The following is a 15,000-nucleotide window of genomic DNA, read 5'->3' on the forward strand; positions in this document are numbered from 1 at the left end:
CCCCGAGCGGAGGGAGCGCACATGCCTACCGGCAACCCCGAGGGGAAGAAGATTCCGCCGGATGAGCAGAGGCTCGGTCCGGTGCTGCGCAGACGGGGCCAGGTGACGAGGAGCACCACGGACCAGCGACTGCTGGACGAACGCGCCCCCACCGACTGGGTCCACACGGACCCGTGGCGCGTCCTGCGCATCCAGTCGGAGTTCATCGAGGGTTTCGGCACGCTGGCCGAACTCCCACCCGCGATCAGCGTGTTCGGCTCGGCGCGGACGCCGGTGGACTCGCCGGAGTACGACGCGGGCGTACGACTCGGGCGCGGCCTGGTGGAGGCGGGCTGGGCGGTGATCACCGGTGGTGGCCCGGGCGCGATGGAGGCGGCGAACAAGGGGGCCTGCGAGGCGAAGGGGATCTCGGTCGGCCTCGGCATCGAGCTGCCGTTCGAGCAGGGGCTGAACCCGTACGTCGACATCGGCCTGAACTTCCGCTACTTCTTCGTCCGCAAGATGATGTTCGTCAAGTACGCGCAGGGGTTCGTGGTCCTGCCGGGCGGCCTCGGCACGCTGGACGAAATGTTCGAGGCGCTGACCCTGGTCCAGACCCAGAAGGTGACACGCTTCCCGATCGTGCTGTACGGCACGTCGTACTGGGGCGGCCTGGTCGACTGGCTCAAGAACACCCTGGTCGCCCAGGGCAAGGCCTCGGAGAAGGACCTGCTCCTGTTCCACCTCACGGACGACGTGGAAGAGGCGGTGGCCCTGGTCTCCAAGGAGGCGGGACGCTAGGCGCTGAGCCTGAACCGGGGCGGCACCCCCGCCGGGTCCGGGCTCGCACCCGGCGGGGGTGCCGCTGCCGGGGGCTTCGCCCCGGTCCCTACGCGGGGATGCGCTGCCGGGGGCTCCCCCCGGCCCCCTTTCGGCCTTCGGCCCGAGGGCCGGGGGCGGCTCGGGCGAGTGCCCGGCTGCGGCCCGTCCGGGCCCGTCCGTGGCTGGTCGCGCAGTTCCCCGCGCCCCTTCAGGGGCGCACCACCGGTTCTCCGTAGCACCCGGAAGCAGCGCCCCCGGCCGGGGCCCAGGGTGCTGCTCAGGCAAAGAACTCCGTCAGGCCAGGCCCCGGCGGGCCACCGCCGGCGGCCGGTGGCCCGCGATCGACGCCACCATGTCCAGCACCTGCCGCGTCTCCGCCACCTCATGCACCCGGTACACCTGCGCCCCCAGCCACGCCGACACCGCCGTCGTCGCCAACGTCCCCAACACCCGTTCCTTCACCGGCTTGTCCAGCGTCTCCCCGACGAAGTCCTTGTTGGACAGCGACACCAGCACCGGCCACCCCGTGGCCACCATCTCGTCCAGCCGCCGCGTCGCCTCCAGGCTGTGCCGCGTGTTCTTCCCGAAGTCGTGGCCGGGGTCGATCAGGACCGACTCGCGCGGTACCCCGAGAGCCACGGCCCGCTCCGCCAGCCCCACCGTCACCTTCAGAATGTCGGCCATGACGTCGTCGTACGTCACCCGGTGCGGCCGCGTCCGCGGCAGCGCGCCCCCGGCGTGCGTGCACACCAGCCCCACCCGGTACCGCGCCGCCACCTCCGCGAGCCGTGGATCGACCCCGCCCCATGCGTCGTTCAGGAGATCGGCGCCCGCCTCGCACACGGCCTCGCCGACCTCGTGCCGCCAGGTGTCCACACTGATCACGACCTCCGGGAAGCGCCGCCGCACCTCCGCGACGAAGCCGACCGTCCGCCGCGCCTCCTCCTCGGCCGTGACCTCCTCGCCCGGCCCGGCCTTCACCCCGCCGATGTCGATGATCGCGGCACCCTCGGCCACCGCCTGCTCCACGCGCGCGAGGGCGGGCTCGTCGCGGAACGTGGCCCCCTGGTCGTAGAAGGAGTCCGGGGTCCGGTTCACGATCGCCATGATCACCGGCTCGTGCTCGCCGAATTCTCGCCTGCCCAGCCTGAGCATCCCCTGTGACCTCTCCCAGTGCGTCCCGTTCCTTGGTCGCCTGTGACCTTAATTGTCAGCGACGCATGGCACGATCTGACCCAGAGAGAAAGACAGACTCGACATCGGCACTTCCGCGTCGGCGCGCAGCGCGCCGGCACCGAGCGTGGGGACCTAAGTGATGCTCATGTTCTTGTTCCTGGTCGTCGCGCTCGCCGTCGTGGTCGCCGCGGTGACACTGGCCGTGGTGGGAGGCGGCGAGAGCACCCCGCTGCCGGAGGCGGCCCCCGAGCGGTTCGACGACCCGCTCCCGCCGGACCGCCCCGTCGGCCGCGACGACGTGGAGGCCCTGCGTTTCCCGCTCGCCGTCCGGGGCTACCGCATGGCGGACGTGGACGACGCGCTCGGCCGCCTCGGCGCCGAGATCGCCGAGCGGGACGCCCGTATCTCCGACCTGGAGGCCGCGCTCGCCGGCGCCCGCGCCGCCGGACCGACGGGCGACGAGCGGGCCGAAGGAGACCCCCAGTGAGCGGTGCGGCCGTCGCGGGGCCCGACGGTGTGCTGCGCTGCCCCTGGGCGCTGTCCACCGAGGACTACGTGGCGTACCACGACGAGGAGTGGGGCCGCCCGGTCCACGGCGACGACGCGCTGTACGAGCGGCTGTGCCTGGAAGCGTTCCAGTCGGGTCTGTCCTGGATCACGATCCTTCGCCGCCGCGAGGGCTTCCGGGCCGCCTTCGCCGACTTCCGGATCGCCAAGGTGGCCGCGTTCACGGACGCCGACCAGGAGCGCCTGCTCGCCGACCCGGGCATCATCCGCAACCGCGCCAAGATCGAGGCGACGCTCGCCAACGCGCGCGTGCTGGCCGAGTGGGCCCCGGGCGAGCTCGACGAGCTGATCTGGTCGTACGCCCCCGACGGGGCGTCCCGCCCGGCTCCGGCGACCCTGGCCGACGTCCCCGCGGTCACCGAGGAGTCGACAGCGCTCTCCAGGGCCCTGAAGAAGCGCGGCATACGCTTCGTCGGCCCGACCACGGCGTACGCGCTGATGCAGGCCTGCGGCCTGGTGAACGACCACCTGGCCGACTGCGCCGCCCGCGGCGACTGACTCCGCCGATCGACCGCGGGCGGCGCACGCCCCTGTCAGTCACAGACCTACCGGCCCAGGTACTTCGGCCTCTCCTTGTTCACGAACGCCTCCACGGCGATCGCGTGGTCCTCGGACGAGCCCGCCCGTGTCTGCAGCTCGTCCTCCTTCTCCAGGGTCTCCTCCAAGGAGTGGGTCAGCCCGTAGGCCACCGCCTCCTTGATCGCCGCGTACGCCACCGTCGGCCCCTCGGCGAGCGCCACGGCCACCTTCTCCGCCTCGGTCCGCAGCTCGTCCGCGGGGACGACCCGGTTCGCGATGCCCAGTTCCAGCGCCTCCTGGGCGCCGATGCTCCGTGGGAAGAGCAGCAGGTCGGCCGCGCGCCCGGGACCGACCACGCGGGGCAGGGTCCAGGAGACGCCCGAGTCGGCCGTCAGCGCGACGCCCGCGAACGACGTGTTGAAGGATGCGGTGCCCGACACGATCCGGTAGTCCGCGGCCAGCGCGAATCCGAAGCCGGCCCCGGCCGCGACGCCGTTCACCGCGGCCACCACCGGCTTGGGCGCATCCGCCAGTGCCCGGACGATCGGGTTGTAGTGCTCCCGGACCGTGCTCATCGTCTGACCCGAGCCGGTCTCCCGGTCGGAGGCCAGCAGCCCGATGTGTTCCTTGAGGTCCTGCCCCACACAGAACGCACGGTCCCCGGCGGCGGTGAGCAGGATCGCGCGTACGGAGCCGTCGTCCGCCGCGGAGCGCACCGCGTCCCGGAGGGCGACCTTGGTCGCGATGTTCAGCGCGTTCATCGCCTCCGGACGGTTCAGCGTGATCGTCGCGAGTCCGTCGCTCACCTCGTAGAGCACGGTGTCGGCCATGGTGGTCCCCTCCGGTGTCGCGCCTCGGGCGTACCGGCCGGTACGTCCGCGTCCGAAGGACAGCATGGCCGAGATCACCGCCCGCGGAACGGACCGTACGTGTGACCTGCGTCAAAGAATTCCCGCAGGGATCCGGCCGGCGGATGTCGGTGCGGGGGCGAAGTATCACAGTCACATCGCCGAATTGAGTGGTTTTGCTCGCGCGTGTTGCTCAAGCGATGCCGACTGATGTTGGTCATCGGGTCATGAGATGCGGGATAATGGCCTGGAAGCAATGTGTTCGATGCCGGTGTCGCGTGTCCTGTGAAGGATCGTGTGCCCTTCAAGGGGCCGTCGGCTGACGATGAGCTGGTTTCAGGAAGGGGAACGAGCATGGCGGCCATGAAGCCGCGGACGGGCGACGGCCCGCTCGAGGTGACCAAGGAGGGGCGGGGCATCGTCATGCGCGTTCCGCTCGAAGGCGGCGGTCGGCTCGTCGTCGAGCTGACCCCGGACGAGGCCGACGCGCTCGGCGACGCCCTCAAGAAGGTCGTCGGCTGACGCGGCAGACCCCGGATTTCAGCTGCCCCGGCATCGTACGCGGTGCCGGGGACCGCTTTTTCCAGGGGGCTTCCCGGGGGTGCTTCGCCCCGGACGGCCCACCCGCACGGCCTCCACGGCCGGGCTCACCGCCTGACCGCGCACAAGAGCCCGTCCCCCACCGGGAGCAGCGAGGGCACGAGGTCGGGGCTCTCCCGCACCGTGCGCAGCAGCTCCCGCAGCCGCAGTACCTCGGTGGGCTGCGGCCCCGAGCCGACCGTGCGGCCGTTGGCGAAGGCGCCCTCGAACACGACGAGCCCGCCGGGACGCAGCAGACGCAACGATTCGGCTAGGTAGTCGAGCACCTCGAGCCGGTCACCGTCGCAGAAGACGAGGTCGTAGCCGGCGTCCGCGAGCCGCGGCAGGACGTCCAGGGCGCGGCCCGGGATGAAGCGGGCCCGGTTGCTGGCGAAGCCGGAGGCGCGGAAGGCATGGCGGGCGAACTGCTGGTGCTCCGGCTCCGGATCCACCGTGGTCAGCACGCCGTCCGGCCGCATGCCGTGCAGCAGGTGGATCCCGGAGACACCGCATCCCGTCCCGATCTCCGCCACCGCCTTGGCGTCCACGGTGGCGGCGAGCATGCGCAGCGCGGCGCCCGTGCCGGGCGACACCGAGCGCAGCCCTGCTTCGCGGGCACGTTCCCGGGCCCAGTGCAGCGCGTCGTCCTCGGCGACATAGGCGTCGGCGAACGCCCAGCTCGTCTGCCGGTTGCCGGTAATGACCCTCTCCTGTCCCCGTGATTGCTTGGGCGTGACTGTATCCGTTGACGGCGGGAACCCGCAGATGGGACCGGGCGTTGAGGAGGGTGGGAAGAGGGCGTGGGGAAGGACCGGGACAGGGGCGTGGACGTGGTTGCCGAGCAAGTGCTGACGCAGCCGTATCAGCGGGCATCAAATTCTCGTAAAACCGCTTATCCGGAGCTAACGGGCGAGGTGGCTATGGTAGGGGCTCCACTGGACACCACCAGAGCCGACAGGGGAGGTGCGGCTGCGCCTGCGGATCGGGGAGGGGTGCTACGGCTCCTTCTCAGGTCATCGGGTGAGCCGAAATCCGTGACCGACATCGCTGACACCCACCACGCTGCCGACACCGCGCAGATCGCGACCTTCGCCACCGACGCGGACGCGCAGGCGTGGACTCCGCCCACCTGGGAGGAGATCGTCAGCACTCACAGCGGCCGGGTCTACCGGCTGGCGTACCGCCTGACCGGAAACCAGCACGACGCCGAGGACCTCACCCAGGAGGTCTTCGTACGGGTCTTCCGCTCCCTGTCGACGTACACACCCGGCACGTTCGAGGGCTGGCTGCACCGCATCACCACGAACCTCTTCCTGGACATGGTCCGCCGCAAGCAGCGCATCCGCTTCGACGCGCTCGGCGAGGACGCGGCGGAGCGCCTGGCCAGCCGTGAGCCGACGCCGCAGCAGGTCCTGCACGACGCGCACTTCGACGCGGACGTCCAGCAGGCGCTGGACACGCTCGCGCCCGAGTTCCGCGCGGCCGTCGTCCTGTGCGACATCGAAGGGCTGTCCTACGAGGAGATCGCCGCGACCCTGGGCGTCAAGCTCGGCACGGTGCGCTCCCGGATCCACCGCGGCCGCTCGCAGCTGCGCAAGGCGCTCGCGCACCGGGCGCCTCAGGCCCGCGCGGCCGAGCGCCGCTCCTTCGTGCCCCGGGTGCCCGCGCTGGGGGGAGGGGGCGCGACCGCGTGAGTGGATCCCGTCGCCCCACACCGGCAGAGCAGCACCTGGGAGACCGCCTCTCCGCCCTGGTGGACGGAGAGCTCGGTCATGAGATGCGCGAGCGTGTGCTGGCCCATCTGGCCACCTGCGCGAAGTGCAAGGCCGAGGCCGACGCCCAGCGTCGGCTGAAGAACGTCTTCGCCGAGGCGGCCCCGCCGCCCCCCTCCGAGAGCTTCCTGGCCCGCCTCCAGGGCCTGCCCACGGGAGGTGACGTCGACGGTGATGGCACGCCGCTCGGCGGGGGAGGATTCGGCAGAAGACTCCAGAGCAGCGCCGGACTGCCCGCGCGGCCCGGCGTCTTCGGAGTGAGGGGCGAGCCCTTCGGCTACGTCCCGTCGAGCCCGCACGCCGCGGCACTGTCGCCCTCCGACAGCCGCGCCCTCCCCGGGGGCCGTGTCCTCCCGGGGGACGGCGGCTTCCGTATCCATCCCGTCGGCCGGCAGGAGAGCGAGCGGCCGGCGTCCCGTGGGCGGCGTTTCGCGTTCGTCGCCGCCGGCGCCGTCTCGCTGGCCGCGCTGGCGCTCGGCGGCGTGTCCGGCGTGGGTGGTGACGCCGGCGCGGAGGCGCGCGGCGGTTCCGGGGCCGGGAGCAATGTGACGCCGATGCGCTCACCGGGTACGGGCGGTGCCTCGTCGCCCGAGACGCAGCGGCGGCGATCCACCGGAGCGCTGCTCGAGCAGCGCGCGCTGGACCGGACGCCGGTCGCGCCCACGCAGTCCTCGGCGCCGCTGCTGCCCGGAGTGCCCGCTCCCGGCATCCAGGACGTCTCGGAGATCCGCGCGCTGACCGCTCCCGTGGTGGCCGGGGCGGCGGCGATGTCCCCGCTCATACGCCCGCTCACCGAGACCGGACCGTTCACGCTGCCGACCGCCCCTCAGCTGACGGCCCCCGGCCTGCTGGCCCGCCCGGTGCCGTCCACGTCCCCCACGCCCTCGCCCTCCTCGAACACCGGCCGCTGAGCGACTGCGCGGCCGCCCGGGGAACCTGGTTGAATCCATGGTGCCCGCGCCCGCGCAAGCGGTCCGGGCGCGGAATCCGCGGCACCAGGTGCCGCCGGCGGGTGTAGGGAGACCATGGACGAGGGGAAGCCGGTCCCTGCTGTGGGACCGGAGCAGGGGGCGAGCGAGTCCCGAGCGGCGCACGACGCCGAGGGGTCGACGACCGGCGGTACGGCGCCGGGCGGAGAGTCCGGCGGCGACTTCGAGCTGCCCGCCCCTGCCGGGGCCCGTCCTCGCGATGAGGGCGACGCCGACGGCGACTTCGAGCTGGAACGCCCGACTGCGGCGGGAACGGGGGGCGGGGCCGACGTTCTCGCGAAGCCCGCGGCGGCTGACGGGGACGGCGACTTCGAGCTGGAACGCCCGACTGCGGCGGGAACGGGGGGCGGGGCCGACGTTCTCGCGAAGCCCGCGGCGGCTGACGGGGACGGCGATTTCGAGCTGGAGCGCCCGGCCACCGTGGGAACGGGGGGCGGGGCCGACGTCCTCGCGCGCGCGCGCGGCGGCTGACGGGGACGGCGATTTCGAGCTGGAGCGCCCGGCCACCGTGGGAACGGGGGGCGGGGCCGACGTCCTCGCGAAGCGCGCGGCGGCTGACGGGGACGGCGATTTCGAGCTGGAGCGCCCGGCCACCGTGGGAACGGCGCAGGGAGAGGCTGCCGGGCACATCGGCCCTCGGCAGGGCGGCGACGAGCCCGACGCCCTCGACGGTCGCGCCAAGGCCCTTCACGATCCCGACCCCTACAACACCCCGCCCTACGGCGGGCCGGGCCCCTGGGCGCCCGCCCCACCGGTCCAGCACCCGGCGGTGACGTCCCCGCACGGGGCCGCCCCGCAGAGCACGCCCACGCCTCCGGGCGCGCCCGTGCCCGGCGCGACCGCGATGCCGGTGCCGCCCACCGCACCGATGCCTGGCGGCTCCACCGACCCGAGCGGCGCCCCCTCGTCCCCTTCCCCCTGGCAGAACTACGACCCGTGGGCGCCCCGGGTCCCCTTCCAGCAGAACGGCGCGGCGCTGCCCGGCACGGAGCAGCGGCGGGCGCGCGGCCGCAAGGCGCTCGTCGCCGCCGGCGCGCTGATCGCGCTCGTGTCGGGAGGGGTCGGCGGAGTCGTCGGAGCCGCGTGGGAGCGGGACGGCGGCATCGGGGAGGTGCGGCTGCCGCAGGCCGGGAAGGAGCCCGCGGGGCGCGCCCCGGACAGCGTCGCCGGGATCGCCGCACGGGCGCTGCCCAGCGTCGTCACCCTGCACGTCAAGGGCGCTTCCGAGGAGGGCACCGGCACCGGCTTCGTCCTCGACGGACGCGGACACATCCTCACCAACAACCACGTCGTCCAACCCGCGGCAGCCGGCGGCGAGATAACGGTGACGTTCAACGGCGGCCAGAGCGCCAAGGCCACCGTCGTCGGCCGTGACACCGGCTACGACCTCGCGGTCGTCAAGGTCACCGGCGTCCGCGGCCTCACCCCCCTGCCCCTGGGCAACTCCGACAACGTCGAGGTCGGTGACCCCGTCGTCGCCATCGGCGCGCCCTTCGACCTCGCCGGCACCGTCACCTCCGGCATCATCAGCGCCAAGGAACGGCCCATCACCGCCGGCGGCGAGAAGGGCGACGGCAGCGACGTGTCCTACGTCGACGCCCTGCAGACCGACGCCCCGATCAACCCCGGCAACTCCGGCGGCCCCCTCCTCGACGGCAAGGGCCGTGTCGTCGGCATCAACTCCGCCATCCGGTCGGCCGGCAGCGGATCCGACCAGAGCGGCCAGGCCGGTTCCATCGGGCTCGGCTTCGCCATCCCCGTCAACCAGGCCAAGCGCGTCGCCGAGGAGCTGATCAACACCGGTAAGGCCACCCACCCGGTGATCGGTGTCACGCTCGACATGAACTACACGGGAGACGGCGCCCGGGTCGGCGCCAAGGGCACCGGCAAAGGCCCCGCCGTCACCCGGGGCGGTGCCGGCGACAAGGCGGGCATCAAGCCCGGCGACGTCATCACGGAGGTCGACGGTGTGCGCGTCCACTCGGGGGAGGAGCTGATCATCAGGACCCGCGCCCACCGCCCAGGCGACCGCCTGGAGCTGACCGTGGTCCGCGGCGGGGCCGAACGGAGGATCACGCTCGTCCTCGGCTCGGCGGACGGCAGCTGACGCGAAACCCTGCAATCGCGGGACGAAACCCGCCCGACAAGGCAAACAACCCGGAAAACCCGCCGTGCACACGCGGCCGGTGTGCCGGGACAGTACCGGTACGGCAGGAACGCCGGGTACCGTGGACCCGGCCCGGACCACGGAAGACCCGCACAGACCACCGAGGGCCGAGGACCGAGGACATCGCAAGGAGCTTCAGGTGTTCAATGACATAGGACCGCTCGAGCTGGTCACGATCGTGGTCATCGCCGTGCTCGTCTTCGGTCCGGACAAGCTCCCCAAGATGATCCAGGACGTCGCGCGCACGATCCGCAAGATCCGCGAGTTCTCGGAGAGCGCCAAGCAGGACATCCGCAACGAACTGGGTCCGGAGTTCAAGGACTTCGAGTTCGAGGACCTCAACCCCAAGACGTTCATCCGCAAGCAGCTGGAGAACGACGACCTGGGGCTGAAGGAGATCCGCAACGGCTTCGACCTGAAGAAGGAGATGGCCGAGGTCACGGACGCGGTCCACAGCCGGGAGTCCGAGTCGTCCACGTCCTCTCCGGCGTCCTCCGGCCCCACCGGCGGCACCGTCGACATGACGAAGAAGCCCACGAGCACCGACCCCGACGAGCGCCCGCCCTTCGACGCGGACGCCACCTGAGCCCTGCGCGCCACGCCCGGCCCGGGGCTCACCGGGCCGGCCTGACGTGACGCACGCCATACGCCCGTCGGCGTGCGTACGGCCGTATTGCGCCGCGCGAGGGTGGTACGCGCCGGGCGTTTCCCTGCTGTTCGGAGCGCTGTGGCTATGCTGCCCAGTTGTTGTGCGGACCGTTTGGGAGCGAGGACGCCCGTGGGGGGCGGGCCGCTCGGGTCCGACGAGAGCGAGGAGGCGTCCGGGCAGATGGAGACGACGAGTCGGGTGGACGCGCAGGCGTCGGCCGCGGAGGGCGGACCACAGCTCCCCTCCGCCCGCCGCACGGTCGACGGCTATCTCCGGGCACCCTTCCCGTGGTACGGCCTCGACGAGGCGTTCACGGGGCCGCGCTGGCTGATGCAGGTGGGCACCGCGGCCGACGGGACCGTGGAACACGGGTCCATCGGGCACGGGGACGAGCCGTCCGTGCGCAACGAGGCCACGGAGGACAAGGAGAAGTTCGCCGTCGTGGTCACCGTCGCCGAGAACCCCGTACGGCGCAGCCCGGACGGCACCGGCGTGCTGGAGGCCACATCGGTCTCGTCCGCGGCGTGGCTGGCGGGCGTGGGGCTGCTGACGTTCACCTGGCCGGGCCAGATGGACCACACCCTGCGTGACGACTGGCTGGACCAGCAGACGGAGACGGCCTGGGTCCTCGCGGACGACCTGACCGGGCCCGCGTGGTCGACGCTGTCCCTGCCGGTGGACGGGGTGCCGACGCAGTTCCACTACCGCGAGTCCGAGTTCGGCTGGGTGCTCGCGGGGGCGACGGAGGCCGGGGTGCATCTCGGGGCGTACGGCAGGGGCATGAGCGCGTACGGTCTGGGCTTTGCCGTGATCAAGGACATCACCGCTTACGCCCCTTAGCGGATGCACGACGCTGCGGCGCTCGGCCGGGTGTATGACGAGGGGGCGCCGTCACACCGCGACGGCGCCCCCTCGTCGTATGAGCCCCGGTACTAGAACTTGTTCCTCGGCGTGATCCCCAGCGACATCCCCGCCAGGCCCCGCTGCCGTCCCCCGAGCTTGCCCGCGATCGCACGCAGGGCCGAGCCCGCGGGGGAGTCCGGGTCCGTGAGGACCACCGGCTTGCCCTCGTCGCCGCCCTCGCGCAGGCGGACGTCGATGGGGATGTTGCCGAGGACCGGGACCGTCGCACCCGTCGTGCGGGTGAGGCCGTCGGCGACCAGCTGGCCGCCGCCCGTGCCGAAGACGTCGACCATCTCGCCGCAGTGCGGGCACGGCAGGCCGGACATGTTCTCGACCACGCCCACGATCTTCTGGTGCGTCTGCACGGCGATCGAGCCCGCCCGCTCGGCCACCTCGGCGGCCGCCTGCTGCGGGGTCGTCACGACCAGGATCTCGGCGTTCGGGATCAGCTGGGCCACGGAGATGGCGATGTCGCCGGTGCCGGGCGGCAGGTCGAGCAGCAGCACGTCCAGGTCGCCCCAGTACACGTCCGCGAGGAACTGCTGGAGCGCGCGGTGCAGCATCGGGCCGCGCCAGACGACCGGGGCGTTGCCCGGGGTGAACATGCCGATCGAGATGACCTTCACGCCGTTCGCGGACGGCGGCATGATCATGTTCTCGACCTGGGTGGGGCGGCCGTCCGCGCCCAGCATGCGCGGCACGCTGTGGCCGTAGATGTCGGCGTCCACGACACCGACCTTCAGGCCGTCGGCGGCCATCGCCGCCGCCAGGTTCACCGTCACCGAGGACTTGCCGACGCCGCCCTTGCCGGAGGCCACGGCGTACACCCGGGTGAGCGAGCCCGGCTTGGCGAAGGGGACCTCGCGCTCGGCCTGGCCGCCGCGCAGCGCGGTCGCCAGCTCGCGGCGCTGCTCGTCGCTCATCACGTCGAGCGTGACGTCGACGCGGGTGACGCCCTCGACGCGCGAGACGGCCTCGGTCACGCGCTGCGTGATCGTGTCGCGCATCGGGCAGCCGGAGACCGTCAGGTACACGGTGACCGCGACCGCTCCGTCCGCACCGATCTCCACCGATTTGACCATCCCCAGCTCGGTGATGGGTCGATGGATCTCGGGGTCGTTCACCGTCGCCAGCGCTTCGCGCACCGCGTCTTCCGTAGCCATAAGGAGATGGTACGGCGCGCCCCGGTGGCCGGGGTAAGCCCGTCAGCGGTCGTCTACGTCACGTCCGTGCGCCCGTTCCGCCGGGAATACGACATGCCCGTCGGAACGCCGCCGGTCCTCCAGCTCCTTCATCAGGTCCTGGAGTTCGGAGCGTATCCAGTCGCGGGTGGCGACCTCGCCGAGGCCCGAGCGCAGCGCGGCGATCTCGCGGGTCAGGTACTCGGTGTCCGCGATCGACCGCTCGTTCTGCTTGCGGTCCTGCTCCAGGTTCACCCGGTCGCGGTCGTCCTGGCGGTTCTGCGCGAGCAGGATCAGCGGGGCGGCATAGGAGGCCTGCAGCGACAGCACCAGCGTCAGGAAGATGAACGGGTACGGGTCCCAGCGCAGGTGAGCCGGGGCGGTGATGTTCCAGCCCAGCCACACGATGATGACGGCGGTCATCCAGACGATGAACCGCCCGGTGCCCAGGAAGCGCGCGATGCGCTCCGACAGGCGCCCGAAGGCCTCCGGGTCCCACTCCGGCACCAGGCGGACGCGCCGTGGCTGCGGCTGGTCGAGCCGGAGGCGCCGGGTGGCGGCGGTCGCGCCGGAGGGGAGCTTCTCGCGGTCAGGCGCCATCGCTGACCCCCTCCTCGTCCAGGTGGAACTCCGTCTCGCGCCAGTCGTCGGGGAGCATGTGGTCCAGTACGTCGTCCACGGTCACCGCGCCGAGGAGCGAGCCGGACTCGTCGACGACGGGCGCCGCGACCATGTCGTAGGCCGCGAAGAACCCGGCCACCACGGGCAGCGGCGCGTCCGGGGCGAGCGACTGCAGGTCGTCGTCGACGAGCGAGCTGACCAGCGTGTACGGCGGGTCCCGCAGCAGCCGCTGGAAGTGCACGGTCCCCAGGTACTTGCCGGTGGGCGTCTCGTCCGGCGGACGGCAGACGTACACCTGCGCGGCGAGCGCGGGGGACAGGTCGGGGTTGCGGACCCGGGCGAGCGCGTCGGCGACGGTGGCGTCGGGCCGCAGCACGATCGGCTCGGTGGTCATCAGGCCGCCCGCGGTCTTCTCCTCGTACGCCATCAGACGGCGCATGTCGGCGGCGTCGGCGGGCTGCATCAAGCTCAGCAGCCGCTCCTTCTCCTCCTCCGGCAGCTCGGCGAGCAGGTCGGCGGCGTCGTCCGGGTCCATCGCCTCCAGGACGTCCGCAGCGCGCTCCTCCTTCAGCTTGCCGAGGATCTCGATCTGGTCGTCCTCGGGGAGCTCTTCGAGCACATCGGCGAGCCGGTCGTCGTCGAGGGCGGCGGCGACCTCTGCGCGGCGCTTGGGGGACAGGTGGTGCAGGACGTTGGCGAGATCGGCGGGCCTGAGCTGTTCGAAGGTGGCCAGCAGGCTCTCGGCGCCCTGCCCGTGCTCCTCCAGGGAGAACCCGGTGACCGCCGACCACTCCACCGTCAGCGTCTCGCCCTTGCTGCGCCGGAACGTGCCGCTCTTCCCCTTGCGTACGAAGACCCGGTCGATCTCCCAGTCGCGGCGGGCCGGCAGCTGCTGCACGGACAGGTCGAGGACGGTGACCTCCTCGCCCGTCTCGACGAGGGTGACGTGCCGGTCGAGCAGCTCCCCGAAGACGAGGCGCTCGGTGGGCCGCTGCTCGAAGCGTCGCACGTTGAGCACGCCGGTGGTGATGACCTGGCCCGACTCGATGCCGGTCACCCGGGTCATGGGAAGGAAGATACGGCGGCGGGTGACGAGTTCGACGACCAGGCCCAGCAGCCGCGGGGGGCGCCGGCCCACCCGCAACATGACGACCAGGTCGCGCACGCGCCCCACCTGGTCGCCGGTGGGGTCGAAGACGGCGACTCCGGCCAGGTGTGAGACGAAGATCCGAGGGGCGCTCGCGGCCATGCCCGCGCCTCCTTTTCCTGCTGTTTTGTCCGCTCGCGTGGGCTTCAGGCTAGCCCGTCCCGGTGCGCCGCGCCCTGGCGGGGGGTGCGGATGGACCGGCTCCGGAAGGCCTCCCGAGCACCGGTACCCTGCGGTACGCCGATGAGGACTCCCGCACGAGAGGTGGCCCCGCCTGTGACCGTCATTCCCCAGGGCCGTACCCGCAGGGCCGCGCTGGTGCGCGCGATGTGCGCGCTGGTCGTGACGGGGGCGGGTCTCGCGGGGTGCGGCGGTGGTGACCCGGACGCCGGGACCAACGGGGTCGGCAAACTGCCCGCCGACAAGATCCAGAGCCGGACGCGTACGGCGGCCGAGTCGGCGTCGTCGGTCCATCTGTCCGGCACCGTCGTCAGCAACGGCGGCACCTACACACTGGACATGCGGCTGAAGGGGGAGGGCGGCAGCGGGTCGGTCACCTCGAAGAACGCCACGTTCCGGCTGCTGCGGGTGGGCAAGCACCTGTTCCTGAAGGCCGACGCGGCGTTCTGGAACCAGCAGGACGGCTCGGGGGACGGCGGGGGCTCGGCGGCCGCGGCGGGCAAGCTGGACGGGAAGTACGTGAAGGTGCCGACGGGGGACCCGGCCTACCAGCGCTTCAGCGGCTTCACCGACAAGGACGTCCTGCTGGACGGGCTCCTCACGCTGCACGGCGCGCTGGCGACGGACGGCCACCACGAGCAGAACGGCGTCCGCACGATCCGCATCACCGGCGACAAGGGCGCCGGCGGCAGCCTGGACGTCTCCCTGGAGGGAAGCCCGTACCCCCTGCTCCTGGTCCGCGCCGGCAACGCGGGGACGCTCCGCTTGTCGGAATGGGGCAAGGACTTCACGCTGACGGAACCGCCGAAGGGGGAGACGGTGGACTACGGGAAGCAACTGCCGTCCTCCTAGTGCCGCGGCTGCTGCGGCACCGGCTACCGCTGCGGACAGCCGCCGTAGC

Annotated in this window: 17 protein-coding genes; 11 read left to right on the plus strand and 6 right to left on the minus strand. The window is 72.3% G+C overall.

Translation table 11 applies throughout. The features are described from left to right. Positions 1-21 precede the first annotated feature (21 nt). Positions 22-780, plus strand: a complete 759-nt coding sequence (locus N8I84_RS25900; RefSeq protein ID WP_263231874.1) for an LOG family protein — start codon at positions 22-24, stop codon at positions 778-780. 315 nt (positions 781-1,095) lie between these two features. On the opposite strand, the gene folP is transcribed toward N8I84_RS25900, so the two are convergent. Beyond that, on the minus strand, positions 1,096-1,956 hold the full coding sequence (gene folP / locus N8I84_RS25905) for a dihydropteroate synthase (RefSeq protein WP_263231876.1): 861 nt from the start codon (positions 1,954-1,956) through the stop codon (positions 1,096-1,098). Between the two features lie 160 nt (positions 1,957-2,116). Between folP and N8I84_RS25910 the strand changes: the two genes are divergently transcribed. Both N8I84_RS25910 and N8I84_RS25915 read left to right on the plus strand, forming a co-directional pair. Beyond that, positions 2,117-2,464, plus strand: coding sequence for a DivIVA domain-containing protein (locus tag N8I84_RS25910; protein ID WP_263231877.1), 348 nt, complete (start codon positions 2,117-2,119; stop codon positions 2,462-2,464). Then, positions 2,461-3,042: a DNA-3-methyladenine glycosylase I gene (locus tag N8I84_RS25915; protein WP_313884284.1), complete on the plus strand. Its 582-nt coding sequence runs from the start codon at positions 2,461-2,463 to the stop codon at positions 3,040-3,042. Before N8I84_RS25910 ends, N8I84_RS25915 begins: the two co-directional genes overlap by 4 nt. Before the next feature lie 47 nt (positions 3,043-3,089). Here the strand turns inward: N8I84_RS25915 and chcB are convergent, their stop codons facing one another. Then, positions 3,090-3,893 (minus strand): 2-cyclohexenylcarbonyl CoA isomerase, encoded by an 804-nt coding sequence (chcB, locus tag N8I84_RS25920; protein WP_263231878.1) that lies wholly within the window; start codon positions 3,891-3,893, stop codon positions 3,090-3,092. 372 nt (positions 3,894-4,265) lie between these two features. Here chcB and N8I84_RS25925 point away from each other — a divergent pair, with 372 nt between their 5' ends. Next, positions 4,266-4,433: a DUF3117 domain-containing protein gene (locus N8I84_RS25925; protein ID WP_003966491.1), complete on the plus strand. Its 168-nt coding sequence runs from the start codon at positions 4,266-4,268 to the stop codon at positions 4,431-4,433. Between the two features lie 125 nt (positions 4,434-4,558). Here N8I84_RS25925 and N8I84_RS25930 read toward each other — a convergent pair whose 3' ends face one another. Continuing rightward, entirely contained in the window at positions 4,559-5,257 is a 699-nt protein-coding gene (locus N8I84_RS25930; protein ID WP_313884348.1) for an O-methyltransferase, read from the minus strand. Positions 5,258-5,482: 225 nt separating this feature from the next. Between N8I84_RS25930 and sigE the strand changes: the two genes are divergently transcribed. The 6 genes from sigE to N8I84_RS25960 all read left to right on the plus strand — a co-directional run bounded on the left by sigE (position 5,483) and on the right by N8I84_RS25960 (position 10,907). Beyond that, a complete protein-coding gene (gene sigE / locus N8I84_RS25935; RefSeq protein WP_263231879.1) occupies positions 5,483-6,184 on the plus strand; it encodes an RNA polymerase sigma factor SigE in 702 nt (233 codons plus the stop codon). Further along, entirely contained in the window at positions 6,181-7,173 is a 993-nt protein-coding gene (locus N8I84_RS25940) for an anti-sigma factor family protein (RefSeq protein ID WP_263231881.1), read from the plus strand. The genes sigE and N8I84_RS25940 overlap by 4 nt, the downstream gene beginning before the upstream one ends. A 114-nt stretch (positions 7,174-7,287) precedes the next feature. Beyond that, a complete protein-coding gene (locus N8I84_RS25945) occupies positions 7,288-7,722 on the plus strand; it encodes a hypothetical protein (RefSeq protein WP_263231883.1) in 435 nt (144 codons plus the stop codon). A 37-nt stretch (positions 7,723-7,759) separates the two neighbouring features. Next, positions 7,760-9,358 carry a S1C family serine protease gene (locus tag N8I84_RS25950; protein WP_263231884.1) on the plus strand — a complete coding sequence of 533 codons (1,599 nt, stop codon included), beginning with the start codon at positions 7,760-7,762 and terminating at the stop codon, positions 9,356-9,358. Positions 9,359-9,557: 199 nt separating this feature from the next. Continuing rightward, positions 9,558-10,004, plus strand: coding sequence for a sec-independent translocase (locus tag N8I84_RS25955; RefSeq protein ID WP_263231886.1), 447 nt, complete (start codon positions 9,558-9,560; stop codon positions 10,002-10,004). A 243-nt stretch (positions 10,005-10,247) separates the two neighbouring features. Continuing rightward, on the plus strand, positions 10,248-10,907 hold the full coding sequence (locus N8I84_RS25960) for a hypothetical protein (RefSeq protein WP_263231888.1): 660 nt from the start codon (positions 10,248-10,250) through the stop codon (positions 10,905-10,907). Positions 10,908-10,999: 92 nt separating this feature from the next. Here N8I84_RS25960 and N8I84_RS25965 read toward each other — a convergent pair whose 3' ends face one another. Genes N8I84_RS25965 through N8I84_RS25975 form a run of 3 tightly spaced genes read right to left on the minus strand, consistent with a single transcriptional unit; the run spans position 11,000 to position 14,021 of the window. Beyond that, positions 11,000-12,133, minus strand: a complete 1,134-nt coding sequence (locus N8I84_RS25965) for an Mrp/NBP35 family ATP-binding protein (RefSeq protein WP_200419151.1) — start codon at positions 12,131-12,133, stop codon at positions 11,000-11,002. A gap of 42 nt (positions 12,134-12,175) precedes the next feature. Then, positions 12,176-12,751: a DUF1003 domain-containing protein gene (locus N8I84_RS25970; protein ID WP_263231890.1), complete on the minus strand. Its 576-nt coding sequence runs from the start codon at positions 12,749-12,751 to the stop codon at positions 12,176-12,178. Beyond that, positions 12,741-14,021, minus strand: a complete 1,281-nt coding sequence (locus N8I84_RS25975) for a magnesium transporter MgtE N-terminal domain-containing protein (RefSeq protein ID WP_263231892.1) — start codon at positions 14,019-14,021, stop codon at positions 12,741-12,743. The genes N8I84_RS25970 and N8I84_RS25975 overlap by 11 nt, the downstream gene beginning before the upstream one ends. Positions 14,022-14,195: 174 nt before the next feature. Between N8I84_RS25975 and N8I84_RS25980 the strand changes: the two genes are divergently transcribed. Further along, the gene (locus N8I84_RS25980; protein ID WP_263231893.1) at positions 14,196-14,951 is read left to right on the plus strand and encodes a hypothetical protein; all 756 of its coding nucleotides are present in this window, start codon (positions 14,196-14,198) and stop codon (positions 14,949-14,951) included. Positions 14,952-15,000 lie beyond the last annotated feature (49 nt).

Source organism: Streptomyces cynarae, assembly GCF_025642135.1.
Classification (GTDB): domain Bacteria; phylum Actinomycetota; class Actinomycetes; order Streptomycetales; family Streptomycetaceae; genus Streptomyces; species Streptomyces cynarae.